The 17,083-nt window shown below is 47.8% G+C and carries 16 protein-coding genes and 1 other annotated feature; of the genes, 5 read left to right on the top strand and 11 right to left on the bottom strand.

Annotation, left to right across the window (positions count from 1 at the left end; all coding sequences use genetic code 11):
- The first annotated feature begins 26 nt into the window (after positions 1-26).
- Complete coding sequence (locus AC3B4V_RS12675) at positions 27-674, top strand: diacylglycerol/polyprenol kinase family protein (protein ID WP_488378639.1); 648 nt, start codon at positions 27-29, stop codon at positions 672-674.
- Positions 675-677: 3 nt separating this feature from the next.
- Here AC3B4V_RS12675 and AC3B4V_RS12670 read toward each other — a convergent pair whose 3' ends face one another.
- From AC3B4V_RS12670 to AC3B4V_RS12660, 3 genes are all read right to left on the bottom strand, one after another.
- Positions 678-1,538 carry a tetratricopeptide repeat protein gene (locus tag AC3B4V_RS12670; RefSeq protein ID WP_488378638.1) on the bottom strand — a complete coding sequence of 287 codons (861 nt, stop codon included), beginning with the start codon at positions 1,536-1,538 and terminating at the stop codon, positions 678-680.
- Between the two features lie 141 nt (positions 1,539-1,679).
- A complete protein-coding gene (ald, locus tag AC3B4V_RS12665) occupies positions 1,680-2,804 on the bottom strand; it encodes an alanine dehydrogenase (RefSeq protein ID WP_029342897.1) in 1,125 nt (374 codons plus the stop codon).
- 121 nt (positions 2,805-2,925) lie between these two features.
- Complete coding sequence (locus AC3B4V_RS12660) at positions 2,926-4,143, bottom strand: PucR family transcriptional regulator (RefSeq protein WP_029342896.1); 1,218 nt, start codon at positions 4,141-4,143, stop codon at positions 2,926-2,928.
- 144 nt (positions 4,144-4,287) lie between these two features.
- Between AC3B4V_RS12660 and AC3B4V_RS12655 the strand changes: the two genes are divergently transcribed.
- Positions 4,288-5,664: an alanine/glycine:cation symporter family protein gene (locus AC3B4V_RS12655; protein ID WP_149428002.1), complete on the top strand. Its 1,377-nt coding sequence runs from the start codon at positions 4,288-4,290 to the stop codon at positions 5,662-5,664.
- 55 nt (positions 5,665-5,719) lie between these two features.
- Here AC3B4V_RS12655 and AC3B4V_RS12650 read toward each other — a convergent pair whose 3' ends face one another.
- The 4 genes from AC3B4V_RS12650 to AC3B4V_RS12635 form a co-directional block, all read right to left on the bottom strand.
- Positions 5,720-6,577 (bottom strand): sulfite exporter TauE/SafE family protein, encoded by an 858-nt coding sequence (locus AC3B4V_RS12650; protein WP_488378637.1) that lies wholly within the window; start codon positions 6,575-6,577, stop codon positions 5,720-5,722.
- A gap of 113 nt (positions 6,578-6,690) precedes the next feature.
- Positions 6,691-8,247: a solute symporter family protein gene (locus AC3B4V_RS12645; RefSeq protein ID WP_488378636.1), complete on the bottom strand. Its 1,557-nt coding sequence runs from the start codon at positions 8,245-8,247 to the stop codon at positions 6,691-6,693.
- Positions 8,244-8,570, bottom strand: coding sequence for a DUF485 domain-containing protein (locus AC3B4V_RS12640; protein WP_023469682.1), 327 nt, complete (start codon positions 8,568-8,570; stop codon positions 8,244-8,246). The genes AC3B4V_RS12645 and AC3B4V_RS12640 overlap by 4 nt, the downstream gene beginning before the upstream one ends.
- 263 nt (positions 8,571-8,833) lie before the next feature.
- Positions 8,834-9,481, bottom strand: coding sequence for a TVP38/TMEM64 family protein (locus AC3B4V_RS12635; protein WP_023469681.1), 648 nt, complete (start codon positions 9,479-9,481; stop codon positions 8,834-8,836).
- Between the two features lie 238 nt (positions 9,482-9,719).
- Here AC3B4V_RS12635 and trhO point away from each other — a divergent pair, with 238 nt between their 5' ends.
- The gene (trhO, locus tag AC3B4V_RS12630; RefSeq protein WP_082663183.1) at positions 9,720-10,634 is read left to right on the top strand and encodes an oxygen-dependent tRNA uridine(34) hydroxylase TrhO; all 915 of its coding nucleotides are present in this window, start codon (positions 9,720-9,722) and stop codon (positions 10,632-10,634) included.
- A gap of 58 nt (positions 10,635-10,692) precedes the next feature.
- On the opposite strand, the gene AC3B4V_RS12625 is transcribed toward trhO, so the two are convergent.
- Entirely contained in the window at positions 10,693-11,475 is a 783-nt protein-coding gene (locus AC3B4V_RS12625) for an alpha/beta hydrolase (RefSeq protein WP_488378635.1), read from the bottom strand.
- A gap of 15 nt (positions 11,476-11,490) precedes the next feature.
- Positions 11,491-13,167 carry a GGDEF domain-containing protein gene (locus AC3B4V_RS12620; RefSeq protein WP_488378634.1) on the bottom strand — a complete coding sequence of 559 codons (1,677 nt, stop codon included), beginning with the start codon at positions 13,165-13,167 and terminating at the stop codon, positions 11,491-11,493.
- A 129-nt stretch (positions 13,168-13,296) separates the two neighbouring features.
- Positions 13,297-13,514, top strand: a binding site (T-box leader).
- A 60-nt stretch (positions 13,515-13,574) separates the two neighbouring features.
- Between AC3B4V_RS12620 and argS the strand changes: the two genes are divergently transcribed.
- Together argS and AC3B4V_RS12610 are read left to right on the top strand one after the other, a co-directional pair.
- Complete coding sequence (gene argS / locus AC3B4V_RS12615) at positions 13,575-15,257, top strand: arginine--tRNA ligase (RefSeq protein ID WP_023469677.1); 1,683 nt, start codon at positions 13,575-13,577, stop codon at positions 15,255-15,257.
- 30 nt (positions 15,258-15,287) lie between these two features.
- The gene (locus AC3B4V_RS12610; protein ID WP_050678446.1) at positions 15,288-15,893 is read left to right on the top strand and encodes a hypothetical protein; all 606 of its coding nucleotides are present in this window, start codon (positions 15,288-15,290) and stop codon (positions 15,891-15,893) included.
- Positions 15,894-15,955: 62 nt separating this feature from the next.
- Here the strand turns inward: AC3B4V_RS12610 and AC3B4V_RS12605 are convergent, their stop codons facing one another.
- Both AC3B4V_RS12605 and AC3B4V_RS12600 read right to left on the bottom strand, forming a co-directional pair.
- Positions 15,956-16,549, bottom strand: a complete 594-nt coding sequence (locus AC3B4V_RS12605) for a metallophosphoesterase family protein (protein ID WP_290719432.1) — start codon at positions 16,547-16,549, stop codon at positions 15,956-15,958.
- 76 nt (positions 16,550-16,625) lie between these two features.
- The gene (locus AC3B4V_RS12600) at positions 16,626-17,039 is read right to left on the bottom strand and encodes a carboxymuconolactone decarboxylase family protein (protein WP_023469674.1); all 414 of its coding nucleotides are present in this window, start codon (positions 17,037-17,039) and stop codon (positions 16,626-16,628) included.
- Between the last annotated feature and the right edge of the window lie 44 nt (positions 17,040-17,083).

The following is a 17,083-nucleotide window of genomic DNA, read 5'->3' as shown; positions in this document are numbered from 1 at the left end:
TAATAGGAAAGAAAGGGGGAATGACGATGGAATGGATAGCTGCTCTTGGCACGATTGGAATCGTCGGGCTAGTTCTCGTCATCCTGGAAGTCATTGGACGCCGTTTCGGCTTTTCTCCCGAGACGGTTCGAAAATGGATTCATATTGCTGTCGGTCACTGGGTATTTCTTGCGGTGCTCTGGCTGGATCACTGGTACGTTGCGATCGTACCGTTGTTATTCTTTGCTGTCGTGAATCTAGTGACACTACGAAAAGGAATCGGTCAGATGCACGACGTCGATCGTCCTTCTTACGGAACGGTCTATTATCCACTCGCTCTAGCGGGACTTGTCCTGTTCTTCTTCGAGCGACAGCCGATGGCGCTCATTGCGGGAAGCATGGTGCTTGCTTGGGGTGACGGTCTCGCGGCTCTCGTCGGAAAACGCTACGGAAAGACGTTTTACGTCCGTGGTGAGACGAAACGATCCTTTGAAGGAAGTATCGCCCTATTTTTGGCGTCATTCCTCGTGTTGACCGTGACGTTCTTGTTTTATGGACAACCGGTTTGGCTCGCTGTCAGTTATGGCTTCTTGCTTGCGAATATCGCAGCCTTGATCGAAGCCATTTCATATCGCGATCTCGACAACTTGATCTTACCATGGACGATCGCGGCACTCGTCGCGTTTGCTTTTTGACGTTCAGTCGCGTAACAACAATTGTTTGAAATAGAGAAAGCGTAATCGAATATAGTCCGGATACGCACGCCAACCTGCATGACGGATGGTCATATCCCGACACATATCCTGAAAGACATGGCGATAGATCTTTTCTTCGGAATCGTCATAAACAGCTGCGAACAAGCCATGCTCGAGCATGTTGGAAAGGCATTCGTCGAGTTTAGCGTAGAGGGTCTCGTCGCTGTCTTCGCGCAATGTAGCATGCAGCTTCTCATATTGAATACTTTGATTGACAGAAGCTGTCGCATGAAAGACGGTGGTTTTGTCGAGATGAGATACGCCAAGGATTAATGCATAGAGTGCTTCCAACATGTCAATCGAATGACCGTTTAATTGTTGGATGGAATCAATGGCCATCAGCGTATCGATTCCAGATGCGCCAACCTTCTTTAAATATGTAAACGCATGAATAGCTGACTCCCCATAAAATTGACGATGATTGTAATGGACGGCAAGGAAACGATGTCCTGCTGGCTCTTCAGGGAACCGTGTGATGGCTGAAAGGAAAAACTGTTCTGCTTCGTGCATATATCCTTCATCTTCACTGATGATACCGAGGAGGATGTATCCGTGCACATGCTCACCGAGTTGCTGATGTGTCTCTTCGATCAGCCGGCGCGCTTGAGTGTGTTCGTTCTTGAAATAAAGGGAATGAGCTGTAGCAATGTTGAGCAATGGATGAGATGGGACAAGAACACGTAAGCGCTCAGTTGCGGCAATACGTACGCTCTCTTCTGTATCGGATGTCAGTGTTTCGAGTAACGCGACTTCAGCGACGTGGCTCTGAAGTTCATGAGAATGGGCGGTTATGGTTTGTGTCATGTAATGAGATCCCCTCTACTAGTTCAAAATCATAAGTCTTCGTTTCTCATCATATGACAAGCGGAGTGTTGCCTCAAGAAGCAATAAAAAATAGTCGATGGTTCCTCAAAAAGGAATCATCGACTATTTCTACTTTCAAGATCATGCGTGTAGGTGAAGCACATCTTCAACGGATTTGTACGTGTATCCGAGATCGCGTGCGACCGCTTCGTACGTGACGAATCCTTGTGCGACATTCAATCCTTTTTCAAGAGCATCGTTTTCAGCAAGCGCACGGTGTGTGCCTTTGTTCGCGAGCTCAAGGACATACGGAAGCGTTGCGTTCGTCAATGCTAGTGTAGACGTACGTGGAACAGCACCTGGCATGTTCGCGACTGCGTAATGAACGACACCGAATTTTTCATATGTTGGGTCATCATGCGTCGAGATACGGTCGACCGTCTCGAAGATACCACCTTGGTCGATGGCAACGTCAACGATGACAGCGCCCGGCTTCATGCGTTTGACCATATCGGCAGTGACGAGTTTCGGTGCTTTTGCACCTGGAATCAAGACGGCACCGATGACGAGATCACTCTCAGCGACCGCTTCAGCAATCGTGTACGGGTTGGAGATCAATGTGTTGATCGAGTTACCGAAGATATCATCGAGCTGACGAAGGCGTTCTGGGCTGACATCGATGATCGTGACATCCGCACCAAGACCAACCGCGAGTTTCGCAGCATTCGTTCCGACGACACCGCCGCCGATGACTGTGACTTTTCCACGACGAACCCCAGGAACACCTGCAAGCAGGATGCCCATACCACCGTGTGGTTTTTCCAAGAACTGTGCACCGATTTGTGATGCCATACGTCCTGCGACTTCACTCATTGGTGTTAACAATGGAAGTGTACGGTTCTTTTCAACCGTCTCATAAGCGATTGCTGTGATGTTCGAATCAACAAGTGCACGTGTCAGTTCTGGCTCAGCCGCTAGGTGAAGATACGTGAATAATGTCAGATCCGGACGGAAGTATTGGTACTCTGAAGCGATCGGCTCTTTAACTTTTAAAGCAAGTTCGGCTGTTGCCCAGACTTCAGCAGCAGTCGCGATGATTTCAGCACCAGCTTTGACGTACTCTTCGTTCGTGAAGCCACTCCCCATACCTGCCATTGATTCAATGATGACACGATGTCCTTGTGCATGTAACGCTGCTACCCCGGCAGGTGTTAATGCAACACGGTTTTCGTTGTTTTTGATTTCCTTTAATACTCCAATGATCATGTGAACGCGATCCCCTTTCGCAAATAAACAAATCAATTTCTCTTCTTCTTCAGTATACGAGAAATGAAAGCGTTCTACTTTATCGGCGTTTTCAAAAATAACCGATATCCTTTGTGGAAAATCACAAAGGGTATCGGTCTGCTTTTAGGTACAAATAAAGTAAGGAGCGTTCAGGTAAAGATTCCATTCGAATGCCCGCTTCCTCCTCGATCCGTCGCATCCGATAGAGGATCGTATTCGGATGGACATGGAGATGAGAGGCGACTTGTTTGACGTTCCCATCATAATGAAGGAACCATTCTAGCGTCTCACATAAGGAGGAAGCATGTTTCACATCGTAAGCACGCAACCGTTCGATTTCTTCCAAGCGAACCGTCCGCCGTCGCAGACGCTCCGAGAAAATCGGTAAGAGTTGGAATAGGCCGAGACGTTCGTAACGGGTCACGTTCTTCAGCTCAAATGGAAAGGCATCTTTCAAACGCAAGACGATGCCCGCTTCTTCATAGCGCTCGGGAATCGCTTGGACGCCCGTGAAGACTTCACTACTTGCTGCGACGAAGTCCGTATAATCAAATCGCTCTGCGAGTAGTTGTCGGAACGACTGGATGAAGGCATCGAACTGCAGACGCTCTTGTTCTGCATCGCGATCGTTTGTGCTGATCCACAAGATGAAATCCGTCTCATCATACGCATAAAGTAACGGACGAACCGTCTGCTGGATCGTCAATAAATAGCGCAGGCGATCGGCGAGACGCGGTGTAATTGCCTCTGAAAACCGAATGACCGTCAAACGACTGATGCCAGGTGGTGCGACATGGAGCTTAGAGAACATCTTCAAGATTTCTGACTCGGATAGTTCTTCATGTAATAACTCGAAGAAAAACTGTTCCGTCTGCTCTTCCTTCCGTTTTTTCTGCATGTCGATCGCCAGTAACTGACGTTGAGCAAGTAGAGCTCCTTTCTTTAAGTCCGCTAGTTCCGAAGGAGTAAACGGCGTGCTTCGGGCAATCGACCAAATATAGCCGAGAATTTCTGAATCTTGCTTGATTGCAATAGCGACACGGTCATTCAGTCCGACACCCGTGCGTGCAGAAATAATGAGTGGATCATCTTGTGTAGCAAGGCTCTGGATGACTTCATCTTTCCAGAGTTGGTCGATGACCGATTCCGGTACCCGGCGACCAATGATCGTTGCGACACGGGCAGGGTCTGTATCAGCCGTATGCGTACTATACGCAAGAAGGCGGTGATTGCGATCTTCAATCGTAATCGGGGCATTCAAGGCAATACCGATCGCTTCCGCTAAGTCGTCTAAAGAATGATATGAAGCTTCTAACATGGGATTTCCCTTCTTTCTCTTTCGCTCGATAGTTTTAGTATATCTTCTATTGTGTAAAATCACAAAAAGTATTCTTTTGTATTGTAAGAAAACACAACTACATGCTACGGTAAGCCTCGGAAAAGAGAGAGAGGATGAAATGGCATGGAAGTATTACGTCTGATATCGGCTTGGGTCTGGGGGATTCCGAGTATGATGTTGTTGGTAGGAACAGGAGTATACTTTACGATCCGATTACGTGGTCTTCAGTTTCGACGTTTAAAACAAGCGTTTCAGTTATCTGTTCAAAAATCAGGGCAAGGTGAAGGTGAAATCAGTAGCTTTCAGATGTTGATGACATCCCTCGCGGCGACGATCGGAAATGGCAACATCGCAGGGATTGCTGTCGCCTTGACGATGGGCGGACCGGGCGCAGTCTTTTGGATGTGGGTCATCGGTTTAATCGGAATGGCGACGAAATATGCAGAAAGCCTTCTTGCCATTCTCTTTAGAAGTCGAAACGAACGCGGCGAAGCCGTCAGTGGACCGATGTATTATATCGAGAAGGGACTAGGACCTAAATTTAAACTACTCGCCATCCTGTTTGCGGTATTTGGTTTGATCGCATCATTTGGTGTTGGGAATACGGTGCAAGCGAATGCGATGGCAACGGTGCTTGAGCAATCGTTCCGTGTGCCGTTGCTAGTGTTCGGCATTCTACTCGCGATTGCGGTCTATGTATCGATTCGTGGTGGGCTCGAACGCGTCAGTGCAATCTCGACGATCTTCGTTCCGATCATGAGCTTACTCTATATCGGTGCCGCTTGTGTCCTTTTAGTATTGAAGGCAGATCAGATTCTACCAGCCTTTGGTTTAATCTTTGAGTACGCCTTCCAGCCGCTTGCGCCAGCGGGAGCCTTCACCGGTGTATCGATCATGATGGCGATGCAAGTCGGTGTAGCACGGGGGATTTTCACGAACGAAGCAGGACTTGGGACGGCAGCCTTGATTGCTGGATCTGCGAAAAGTGAGCGTCCGGTCGAACAAGGGTTGATTTCGATGACGAGTACCTTCATCGTGACCTTGATCGTTTGTACGATGACGGCACTCGTCCTTCTGACGACAGGTTTTTGGGATCCGTCAGGCGGGCTACATTCAGGTATGATGCATGATGCGAATCTTTCCGGGGCAGCACTGACAGCAACCGCCTTTGCGAGTGTTCTAGGATCATTTGGAGAATGGACGGTCGCTTTTTCCGTCTTCTTCTTCGGTTATTCAACGATCATCGGTTGGTATGTCTATGGAGAGAAGTGCTTGGAGTACTTGAGCGGTACGACACGCTTCAACGAAGGATACCGCGTGTTCTTTGCGCTCGCAGCCTGTTATGGTGCGGTCGCACAATTAGAACCGTTGTGGCTGGTCGCGGATATTGCCAATGGATTAATGATGATTCCGAACTTGGTTGGAATGTTGTTCTTGTCGCACTTAGTCATTGAACAAACGAGAGACTATGAACGAGCCGGTCACAAACGAGTGGCTTAACGGAAAAAAGCGGTGATGCCTGATAGGGGCATCACCGCTTTTCTGATGAGACGATTCATCCATTCGTTCGACGACGGCTGTAGACGAGGAGTGTCAGTAAGAAAATCAAACTAAGCGCAACGAGAACGGAAAGTGAAGCGACGTTCCAGCCGATGACTTCGAGTAGGACACTGACCGCAACTGTCAAATAGAAGATACCAAGGTACTTTTTGACGAACGGACTTTCGAAATGCGTCAACTGCTTCGCGCCAATCGGTGCTCCGAGCAAGGCGCCGACAATCAGCATGATCCCGACGAGGATATCGATATTCGTGCTCGCGACCGTATAGTTGACGAGTCCCGATAGGACGATCAGTAACGCGGAGGCAATACTCGTTCCAACCGCACGTTTCAACTCATAGCCAACAATCCCGACGAGTAACGGTGTGATGATGAATCCACCGCTGACACCGAGAAGCGAAGAGATGAATCCAGCGAACAGACCAGTAAAGGCAAGGGCAAGATATCGATTTTTCCAACCTGTCTGTTCTCCGGTCGTTGCTTTCGAACGTAAGAACTTATTCGCGAAGTAGAGTAGGAGTCCGATATAAACGATCGAGATGACGAGATGAGCACCGTTGACTTCCTCTAAACGAAGGACAAGTGGTGTCGCGATCGTCGAACCGATGATTCCGACACCACCGACGACAAGGCTATCGCGCCAGACGACATTTTTAAGGCGTAAGTGAGAGAGCGTACCTGAAACCGTTGATCCGAGAGTCAACATGAGACTGGTCGCGATCGCAACGCTTGGAGCATATCCTAAAATGAGTAGTAGGGGCGTCAAGATGATACCGCCACCGATTCCGAAAAAGCCGGAGATGATTCCAATGAAAAATCCGAGGATTAAGAAATAATAAAAAGCGAGATCCATGTACAGTCTTCCTTTCCTTTTCTTCTCTATTCTTCACTTAGTATGGCAATGAATGAGAAGAATGTAAAGGGGACGGCTCCTTCAAGGGGGTTGAAGGAGCCGTTAAGGGGAACTTATTCTTTTGACGCGGCGACTTCTGCGGCTGCATCGATACCGGTATTGGCCTTGACTACGATACGTTCGAAGTTACCGGCAACTTCGTTCGATTTCGTCAACAATGTTCCGACGATGGCTCCGAGGAAGCCAAGCGGGATGGAGACGATTCCTGGATTCGTCAGCGGGAAGAGGGCTTCCCCGACGAACAAGGCTGAACCGTCGACTGCCCAAAGGTTTGGACTGAGTGCGACGAGAATCAGTGAAGAGAATAACCCGACGACCATACCTGTGACAGCTCCGCCAGTATTGAAACGGCGCCAGAAGATCGTCAAGAGAATAACTGGCAAGTTGGCACTTGCCGCGACAGCAAAGGCAAGCGAAACGAGGAACGCGACGTTCATCGTTTGCGCGAACAATGCCAGTACCATCGAAATCAAGGCGACGGCGATGGAAGCGAGTCGTGCTGCCGTCATCTGTTCTTTTTCCGTTGCTTGTCCTTTGCGAAGAATATGACTATAGAAGTCATGGGCAAAGGCGGATGCTGCGGATAAGACGAGTCCCGCAACAACGGCGAGGATCGTCGCAAAGGCGACTGCAGCGACGAACGCGAAGAGTAAATCGCCACCGAGTGCTTGGGCAAGAAGTGGTGCCGCCATGTTACCAGCAGCATTGGCAGCAATGATATCTTCAGAACCGACGAAAGCAGCGGCACCAAAGCCGAGGAAGATCGTCAAGATATAAAAGGCACCGATGATCCACGTCGCATATACGACGGATTTACGAGCAGTCGGAGCATCCTTAACAGTAAAGAAACGAATCAAGATATGTGGTAATCCAGCCGTTCCGAGAACGAGTGCGAGATTCAATGAAATCGTATCGAGCGGTAATTTGAACTTGTTTCCGGGATTCAAGAATGAATCACCGAGCGGTGTCGCTTGTTTGACTTCTGAAAACATCTTGAAGATCGAAAAATCGAAATTGGCGAATACCATGAACGAAATGACAGCTGTTCCTGCCATCAAGAGAATCGCTTTGATGATTTGGACCCATGAGGTCGCCGTCATACCACCGAAGACAACGTAGACTGTCATCAAGATACCGACGATGATGACACTTGTCGTGTAAGGAATTCCTAATAACAGTTCAATCAAGGCACCCGCACCAACGAGTTGCGCAATCATATAGAAAATCGAGATCGCGATTGAGTTCATGGCAGCGACTCCTCGAACTTTTGAAGCATTGAAACGAGCGGCAATCATATCCGCCATCGTGTACTTCCCAAGGTTCCGAAGTGGTTCGGCAACGAGGTACAAGACAACCAGATAGGCAACGAGGAAGCCGATCGAGTAGAAGAATCCGTCGAATCCGGCTAAAGCGATCATTCCAGCAATTCCGAGGAACGAGGCAGCAGACATATAGTCGCCGGCAATCGCCATCCCGTTTTGTGCACCAGTGAGTCCACCATCCGCTGTATAAAAGTCGTTAGCAGTTTTTGTTTTACGAGCAGCAAAGTATGTAATGACGAGCGTCAAACCGACGATCGCCGCAAATAAGGCAACGGCAGTATAATTCATTTCGACTCCTCCTTGATCTGTTCGACGAGTCGATCAAAGGCACGTGCTTTTTTGCTGTACATCATGCAGAACGTCCACGTCATGATGAACTGAGCAAAAGCGAAGATCCAAGCACCTGTAATATCACCGAACACCGGCTGATTTAAAATCGTGAAGTAGCTTGTTAAAATCGGAAGCGTAAAATAAAAAATAAGACAGAAACTGATGGCTGGAAGAATGAAGCCATTCTTTTGACGCATCAATTGTTGAAAAGTAGCGCTCTCGACGATTGCTGGAGCGGATTGAGTCGCTTCATTTTTTTGAACTTCGGACACTTGATGCATGAGGACGCCTCCTTTAAGGAATGAATGTAAATTCATTATAAGGATGTCGTTTCTGGAAAAGCTATCCTAATTTTTAAGAAGAAAAGCTCATTATTATATTAATATTGGTCATACCAATTTAATGTAAGCGTTTGCAATATTGAACATTGTTTGAACGTTATTTTTATATATTAATTATATCGGAAAATGATTCAAAAGACCTAGTACCCGGAAAATGAGAACAACTTAAAAAGCCTGCCTATGGAATCATAGACAGGCTTGAGTCATTTTTCAGATGGACGTTCGATCTTATCTTCGATTTCCCGTAAATGATCCGCACGTTTTGAGAGCGCACGACGCTTCAGCCATTCTTCCGTACCGCGACTGACTCCCCAGATGGCGAGTAAAATCAAAAATAGAAGGACAAGACGCATCGGACGTTCAAGGAACGTGGACCATTCCTTTCCGATTAGCGAGAAGATGATGACGACGATCAGACGACCGGCACCAGCAGCGATCAAATACGTCCGCAGCGATAGTTGAATCATGGCGGAAATGGACGTGATGATGAACGCAGGCATGAACGGAAGTGAAAAAAAGAATCCGAGTGAGATGGGACTCATGTGACGAACACGTTCGATCCACTGTTGTGCGGCATGGTGTTTTTCAAGCCAACGCGTAACCGGACGACGAAATAGATATCGAATGCAAGCGAAGACGACGAGTGATCCAAGCATGCTCCCGACCCATGATACGAGAACACCCATACCAAAACCATAGGTTGCCGCATTCGCGGAAATGATCAGGACGAGTGGCAGGAAAGGAAATAGAGACTCAAGAAACGGGGCAATCAAACCGGTGGCAGCTCCTCCAGGTAAGTCTTGGAGAAAGAAAATCATCTGCTCGATCCAGTCACGAAGTGTATGGAGCATTCGGAATCCTCCTTGCGAGATGTACTACTGTGTTTTATTTTACCTCTTTCTGATTCAGAAAGGGAATGAAATTCCTTGAAAGGGATTCAGGAATTGTAGATTGTACATTCGAAAGGGAGTTGGTATTATACTTAAATGGGTGCGTTTTGCAGGCGTTCCCAGCTAGTCAATAGCTAGACGCTTCGTTTGCCAACGTTCGTTTTACTGCAAAAAACTGACATGGGGGCTAATGAGGAATATGAAACCTTATCGCGTACTATTATTTTATAAGTATGTTCCGATCGAAAATGCGGAACAGCTAACGAAAGAGCATCTTGCTTACTGTAAAGAGCTCGGTATTAAAGGTCGGATTTTGATCGCACCAGAAGGAATCAACGGCACACTCTCTGGAACGGTCGAACAAACGGAACAATACATGAAGGACTTGACGGCGGATCCACGATTCGCTGACATCGAATTCAAAATCGATGAAGTCGAAGAGCACGCCTTCAAAAAGACGTTCGTCCGTTACAAAAAAGAACTCGTCACATGGCGTTTTGAGGATGAATTCAACGTACCAGAAGAACACGCTGCGTATCTTGAACCAGCAGAGTGGAAAGAAATGATGAAACAAGATGATGTCGTCATTCTCGATGTACGCAACAACTATGAATACGACCTCGGACACTTCAAGAATGCTGTAAAAGTCGATGTCGAGGCTTCACGGGAATTCCCGGAGTGGCTTGACGAGAACGAGCATTTGTTTGAAGGAAAAAAGGTTCTCACATACTGTACGGGTGGTGTTCGTTGTGAAAAATTCACGGCGTACTTCCGTAAACGGCAACAGAGTGATGATATCTTCCACCTAAAAGGCGGAGTCGTCATGTACGGAAAAGATGAACAGACGCAAGGAGAAGACTGGGAAGGCGAACTATACGTCTTTGATGAGCGTGTACAAGTTCCTGTCAATGCCGTCAATCCTTCTGTCGTCTCAGAATGTTACTACTGTGGAAAACCGGAGACGCGCTACGTTAATTGTGCAAACCCGGAATGTAATCGACAGCACTTCTGCTGTGAAGAATGCGAACCAAAAGTCATGCGTTCGTGTTCCGATGAATGCCGGGAGCATCCGCGCAACCGTTATGAAAAAGAGCAACAAGAAGAATTAGTATAAGGCACGCGTAAAAAGCCGGAAGATTTCTTTAGTAGAAATCGCCCGGCTTTTTGTGTATTCACGAGGAAGGAAACAAGTAACGTAAAATATCCGGTAAACGCTCGGCCCAGGCCGTTTCATGATGGATTGCTTCCGGAATGATCGTATAGCGACTTTGAGTAAGTTTCTGTTCGACCGCTCGCGCTAAGACATCATTTGTGTGTAAATAATCTGTCTCCGTCATCGGGCCACTCACTTCTTTTGTCCCGACATCCATATAACAGCGATGGGCAGCAGACAGAGACGGACTACGCTCGATGAATTCAAGGAGTGAGGAGAAGTTTGCCCATCCGGCCGTCGACAGGGCAGCGACGCGCGTGATGACTTCCGGATACGCGAATAATCCATAGAGCGAGATGACGCCACCCATCGAGCTGCCGATCATCGTCGTATCGTCAGGGCGTGTCGCGTAGTTGGCATCAATGTATGGTTTTAACTCGCGGATGATCCAGTCCATGTAGACCTTACCGTTTCCGCCGATTGATTTCCGGTGCGAAGGATAAGCAGTCCGCATCAATAAAGCTTCATCACTCCAAGGAGCGTAGTCGTCATAACGGTCCATGCCGTCTTCTGGACTGTCGATCGCGACGACCATTGCCGGAATCTGTGTCTGTTGTAGCGCAAGATGAATCTCCCAGCCTTTTCCGAACGAGGCGGTTTCTCCACTGAAGGCGTTTTGTCCATCGTGCATATAAATCACTGGTAACGCTTCAGAAGGATCTAAATGGGGTGGCCGATGAATCCGAATCGTCCGGTGAGTTTGTGATGTCGGTAGCGTCATTTCAATTTCCGTAATCGACAATAGAGTCACGACCTTTCAAAGATTTGCATAATGCGCGGTACAATTGCGTCCATTGTGTTTTCCGCCGACATAGAGTGCATGGTCGGCTTGACGGAGTGATTCTTCGAACGTCCGTTGATATCTTTCCTCCACTGTATCAATTCCGAGGCTGACGGTTAAGGACAGTCGGTGACCATCGACGAGGAAGGGACGATCCATGACCGCATGGCGGACCGTCTCGGCAATCTGGATAGCAGCCTCTTGACTACCATTTCGCAACAGAAGTACGAATTCCTCCCCGCCATAACGAGCAGCAAAGACATCATCATATTGTAATTGGATCGCCTGGATACGTCGACCGAGTTCACGAAGGACGAGATCGCCTACTTTATGACCGTACGTATCATTGACACGTTTGAAATGATCGATATCGAACAGGATCACGGAGAGCGGATAGCAGTCAGCGGCAAATTCCTGCCGACCGTGTTCATAAAAAGCCCGACTATTCGGTAATTCGGTCAAGGCATCGGTCCGACTTTCCGTATAGAGTTGGACCGTTTCACGTGAGCGTTCTAAGACGCGACAAAAGATACGGAGCAAACGAGATAATTCGTCGGCATTTGTCGCATCATAGGCGTCTGCGACTTGATGGAATAGGATGATCGAAACATCGACCTCGCCGCTCGTAATCGAAGGAATCGCTAGCATCGAGTGACGATCGACAGGCAATCCGATCTGAATATCGTTTCCCCAGTCGCAACGCAGCCCATAGATGATCGGGGTATGCAAATCGTCGGCTGACAAGGAATGAAACAGTGGTAACACGTCAATCGGTTGTTTCGTCCGGATGTTATAGATGACTTGTTTCCGCTGTTGTTGAATTGAGATCCAACCTTCAGAAAACGGCAATAGATGCGGTAAATCGAGGAGCAACGAATCGATCGTCTCGCGCTCGAAGCGGGAAATCAACAAGTGTTCCTTCGCATCATCAAATCGCTTGGCATTATCGTTTGCTTCAAGGGAGTCACCACGCTCTTGCAACAGACGTTTGAACAAAAAGAGAATCAAAGCGGAAACTGTAGCCGCGACGAGCGGACTTTCATCGTAGAACCAGATTCCAAGTAGAGCACTTAACATGCTGATTCCGTAGACGAGGGACTGAAGCTTTACGAGACGTTGCCAATCGTATTTCAAGTAGAGGAAGCGATTGACGAATAGACATTGGAAGTAAGAGACAAGGAAGACGGTGATCAAAAAGCCGATGAAAGGAATCAAGGCTTTCGTATACGTAAAGTTTGAGCCGATTGGTCCGCTGAGCGCATAATACGCAAAGACCGGAAGCGAGATGTAGATTAAATCGAACAAGGCGTTGATCGGGTAGAGATAAACGAAACGTTTCCAACGAATCGCTTTTCGATGAGACAAGAATTGAAAGACGAGAATACCGACTTGGCTTAAAATCAAGGCGTACGTTAAACCGTAATTGAGGAATAAAAATAAGATGATGCCTTCTTGGAATGTATAGTAAATGCCACCACGACGGACATTATCGAACTGAAACAGGAGCACAAGTCCGAATAAATAAAGAGTGTTGACGATGGAGACGGAAGGATGGAAGGTTGGTGGATGAACGATGCCGATCACTAATAATGTCAAGGCGACGAGACCGAAGACGATCCAGCTCGTCCGGGCTACATGTTGGTAGTAGCGCATGAAACATCCCTCCCCCTGAGAAGTATCTTTTATTCCTATACCCGAATTGTGGAAATTTTGATAAGCCATTTACCAAAAAAATAAGGTTGAGAGAAAAGAAAGAATTGCGTATAATGTGAAAGATATCGAATACAGTCGATGATGAAGAGAGTAACGGTTGATATTCGTCAACTAGCGAATCAGGGAATGGTGGAAGCCTGAGGACGAACCGGTCGTGAAACGCACTTCTGAGACGCTGCCCGATTCCTGATGGAAAAGGCGTAGCCGGGGGAACCCCGTTATCCCCGAACAAGGTGGGTGTCGAGTGACACCAAGAAGAGTGGTACCGCGGTCATTCCGTCTCTTTGCGCGTGGCGCAAGGGGCGTTTTTTATTGCCAAAAAATCAGTGAATCAGGAGGAAATAAAGATGAGTTATAAAGCGCAGTATGCAGAAGTATTACATCACGTCATGGAAGGTGCCTTATCGGTTGAACAAATCGAACAACTGATCGAGCAACCGAAACATGAAGATCATGGAGATCTGGCATTCCCATGTTTCATGCTCGCGAAAGCATTCCGTAAAGCACCGAACATGATTGCTTCGGAGCTCGCAGAAAAAATTGACGCGCCGTTGTTCTCGAACGTTCAAGCTGTTGGTCCTTACATCAACGTCTTCTTGAACCGGGAAGTCGTCTCGCAAGAAATCGTCAACCAAGTCCTGACGGAGCAAGAGGCGTTCGGATCAAGTGAAGCGAATGGAAAAACGATCGTCACTGATTTTTCATCACCAAACATCGCGAAACCATTCTCGATGGGGCACTTGCGTTCGACGGTCATCGGGAACGCGCTCAACCAAATCTCACGTAAAAAAGGGTACGACGTCGTCGGTGTCAATCACTTAGGGGACTGGGGAACACAGTTCGGGAAATTGATGGTGGCTTACACGATGTGGGGTGAGGAAGAAGCGGTCCGTGCAGAACCAATCAAGGAATTGTTGAAATTATACGTCCGGTTCCACGAAGAAGCGGAAACAAATCCGGCACTTGAGGACGAAGGACGTCTCTGGTTCAAAAAACTCGAACAAGGTGATGAGCAGGCGACGACGCTTTGGACGTGGTTCCGTGAAGTCTCACTCGTTGAGTTCAACCGTGTCTATGAGATGCTCGGTGTTAAATTCGATAGTTTGAACGGAGAAGCCTTCTACAACGATAAGATGCAACACGTCATCGATTTGCTCGAAGAAAAAGATCTCCTCGTCGAATCAGAAGGGGCAATGGTCGTCGACCTCGAAGCAGAAGGTATGCCACCTGCCTTGATTAAAAAGAAAGATGGCGCAACGCTTTATGCGACACGTGACTTAGCAGCTGCTGTCTATCGTCTCGAAACGTACCGCTTTGAGCAAGCGTTCTACGTCGTCGGTGGGGAACAAGCGCTTCACTTCAAGCAATTGTTCGCAGTCTTGAAGAAACTTGGATTTGAGAACGTCGACGGAATGCACCATGTGCCGTTCGGTCTGATCATGAAGGACGGAAAGAAAATGTCGACGCGTAAAGGTCGGATCGTCTTACTTGAAGAAGTACTACAAGAAGCGATCGACGTCGCGAAGCAAAACATCGCGGAAAAAAATCCGAACTTAGCGAATGCCGAAGCAACGGCTCGTCAAGTCGGTGTCGGCGCCGTCATCTTCCACGACTTGAAGAACGAGCGGATGAATAACATCGAGTTCGACCTTGAGCAGATGTTGAAATTCGAAGGTGAAACAGGACCGTATGTCCAGTACACGAATGCCCGTGCGCACTCGTTGCTCCGTAAAGGTGGCTATGATGGCACACCATTCGCTGGTAGTGCCGATGATCATGCATGGGGTGTCGTCTCGATGCTGAACCAATTCTCGACGGTCATTGATCGCGCGTTCACACGTCGTGAGCCGTCAATCATCAGCCGTTACGTCTTAGATCTTGCACAAAGCTTCAATAAATACTACGGACACGTCCGTGTTCTCGAAGATGACGCAGCAAAACAATCGCGTCTTGCACTCGTCAAGTCGGTCACGATCGTCTTGACAGAGGGTCTTCGTTTGCTTGGTGTCGGCGCTCCAGAAGAAATGTAAGACCAATCCACGAATAAGAAGAGGTAGATTATGAAGACTGAGACGAAAGAACGATTACAGCAAGCTGCTTCACAGATGAAGCAGGAGCCTTTGGCAGAAACGGTCGCCTTTATGGCTGATTTTCACGGGAAAGTCGCTGCTTGGTTACCGGGAGAGTCTGTCGATTTCGTTCACGATTTCGTGACGGCGCCGGAAGCCGATTTGATTGCTCCGATTGAAGGAGACGCATTACGGACGAAAGACAATTTTGAATTCTTCATGCGTAAGAAACAGACACGGAAAAAACTGGGTGAACTGTTGACGCTTTGGAAGTCAGCACGTACGACAGAGACGTTGAGTCAAATCGATGCGATCGGATTGAAAAAATGGCTCGCTCGTAATGAATTCCGTTCGGAAGACAAACCATGGGATTATTTGAACCGTCTGCATGTTCTGCTATTCCTTGATTTGATGACGACGATCATCGATGATCATCGATTGACGAGTCTGCATGAGCAACTTGTCGGTACGACACCAGTCCCGACGAGCTTCGTACGTCGTCAAGGGGATGTCCGTCAAGTCATCGAAACATTCGCGGAAGAGACGAACTTCACACAAGTAGATGTCGTCAAGGCATCGCTTGTCCGTTATCTCTGATCAATAAGATACACGAACAAAAGCCGTCGAGCCCTGTGCCCGACGGCTTTTGTCGTATCTTCTTACTTCGCCTGATAGAACACAATCGTTTGTTGCTCTGAATCGTAAAGACACCATTCTCGTTCGAACATGACGGGACCTAGATTGACGGCATACCGTCCTCCTTTGATGGATAAAGTTTGACCTAGTGGGCTCGGTTTGGCGATGCCATTTCGAAACAAACCTCTGATATGACTATGACCAAAAAAGAGTAACGGTTCGCGTTGTTGTGACAGGTCGGGTAGAAAATCCCGCGACCAACTGAGTTGATCTCCATGAATCAATAACGCCCCTTCGATCCGTTGTTTTCGAGGGCAATCGCGTAATGCATCGATGACAGGAGATAGATGTGGTGGAACGAGCGACAGGATGCGTTCTTCTTGATTACCAAGTAACGTCTTAAAATCAATCAGCTTTAAAAAATCATCATCGAGCGTCACGACGAGGGAGAGCGATTCGAAAGAATAGCGCTTCGCTCGCTTTTTACCGACATGGCATTCATGAACATCACCGAGACAAAACAAATGCGCATCGGGAGCGAGCCGCCGTATGTCAGCTAGGACAGCCGCTGTGTCGGCTAATGAGCTGTGAAGATCCGCAAAAAGGGCATAACGCATGATCGACCACTCCTTTGTTAAGGAGATACCCGAAAATGCGTCATGCCCATCTTTTTTCAATTAAGTCGTACGGATCTTATTCTGTTTCGACTGTGACGCCACGTTCTGCAAAGACAACTTTTGCGACTTCAAGTGCGTTCAAGACACGTGGGAATCCAGTGTAAGGAACAAGATGCATGATAGCTTCGACGATTTCGTTTCCTGTTAAACCAGCTGTCAATCCAGTATTGATGTGGAGAGCAAGCTGTGGTTCTGTACCTTGTGTGACGAGAGAAGCAATCGTAACGATTGCGCGGTCACGGTTGACGAGACCATCGCGGCTGTAAACTTCACCGTATGCGAAATCCGTGATCCACTCACCGACTGCTGGAGCGATATCTTTCAGGGATTCAGAGATTTTGTCATGCGTAGATTGTGCAGCGTTTGCGTCTGTGAATTCGCTGAGTTTTTTAACGCCTGTTTCGTGACGTGATTCAAAATGAGTTGCCATGGTAAAGGACTTCCTTTCTTTTTTAACGATGTTCTCATCGTAAA

Source organism: Exiguobacterium sp. E17S (assembly GCF_057772545.1).
This window is presented reverse-complemented; position numbering and strand designations above follow the sequence as displayed.

Coding starts and splice junctions, on each gene's coding strand:
- AC3B4V_RS12675 (WP_488378639.1), top strand. CDS start 27: ATGGAATGGATAGCTGCTCTTGGCACGATTGGAATCGTCGGGCTAGTT.
- AC3B4V_RS12670 (WP_488378638.1), bottom strand. CDS start 1,538: ATGACACAAACCATAACCGCCCATTCTCATGAACTTCAGAGCCACGTC.
- ald (WP_029342897.1), bottom strand. CDS start 2,804: ATGATCATTGGAGTATTAAAGGAAATCAAAAACAACGAAAACCGTGTT.
- AC3B4V_RS12660 (WP_029342896.1), bottom strand. CDS start 4,143: ATGTTAGAAGCTTCATATCATTCTTTAGACGACTTAGCGGAAGCGATC.
- AC3B4V_RS12655 (WP_149428002.1), top strand. CDS start 4,288: ATGGAAGTATTACGTCTGATATCGGCTTGGGTCTGGGGGATTCCGAGT.
- AC3B4V_RS12650 (WP_488378637.1), bottom strand. CDS start 6,577: ATGGATCTCGCTTTTTATTATTTCTTAATCCTCGGATTTTTCATTGGA.
- AC3B4V_RS12645 (WP_488378636.1), bottom strand. CDS start 8,247: ATGAATTATACTGCCGTTGCCTTATTTGCGGCGATCGTCGGTTTGACG.
- AC3B4V_RS12640 (WP_023469682.1), bottom strand. CDS start 8,570: ATGCATCAAGTGTCCGAAGTTCAAAAAAATGAAGCGACTCAATCCGCT.
- AC3B4V_RS12635 (WP_023469681.1), bottom strand. CDS start 9,481: ATGCTCCATACACTTCGTGACTGGATCGAGCAGATGATTTTCTTTCTC.
- trhO (WP_082663183.1), top strand. CDS start 9,720: ATGAAACCTTATCGCGTACTATTATTTTATAAGTATGTTCCGATCGAA.
- AC3B4V_RS12620 (WP_488378634.1), bottom strand. CDS start 13,167: ATGCGCTACTACCAACATGTAGCCCGGACGAGCTGGATCGTCTTCGGT.
- argS (WP_023469677.1), top strand. CDS start 13,575: ATGAGTTATAAAGCGCAGTATGCAGAAGTATTACATCACGTCATGGAA.
- AC3B4V_RS12610 (WP_050678446.1), top strand. CDS start 15,288: ATGAAGACTGAGACGAAAGAACGATTACAGCAAGCTGCTTCACAGATG.
- AC3B4V_RS12605 (WP_290719432.1), bottom strand. CDS start 16,549: ATGCGTTATGCCCTTTTTGCGGATCTTCACAGCTCATTAGCCGACACA.
- AC3B4V_RS12600 (WP_023469674.1), bottom strand. CDS start 17,039: ATGGCAACTCATTTTGAATCACGTCACGAAACAGGCGTTAAAAAACTC.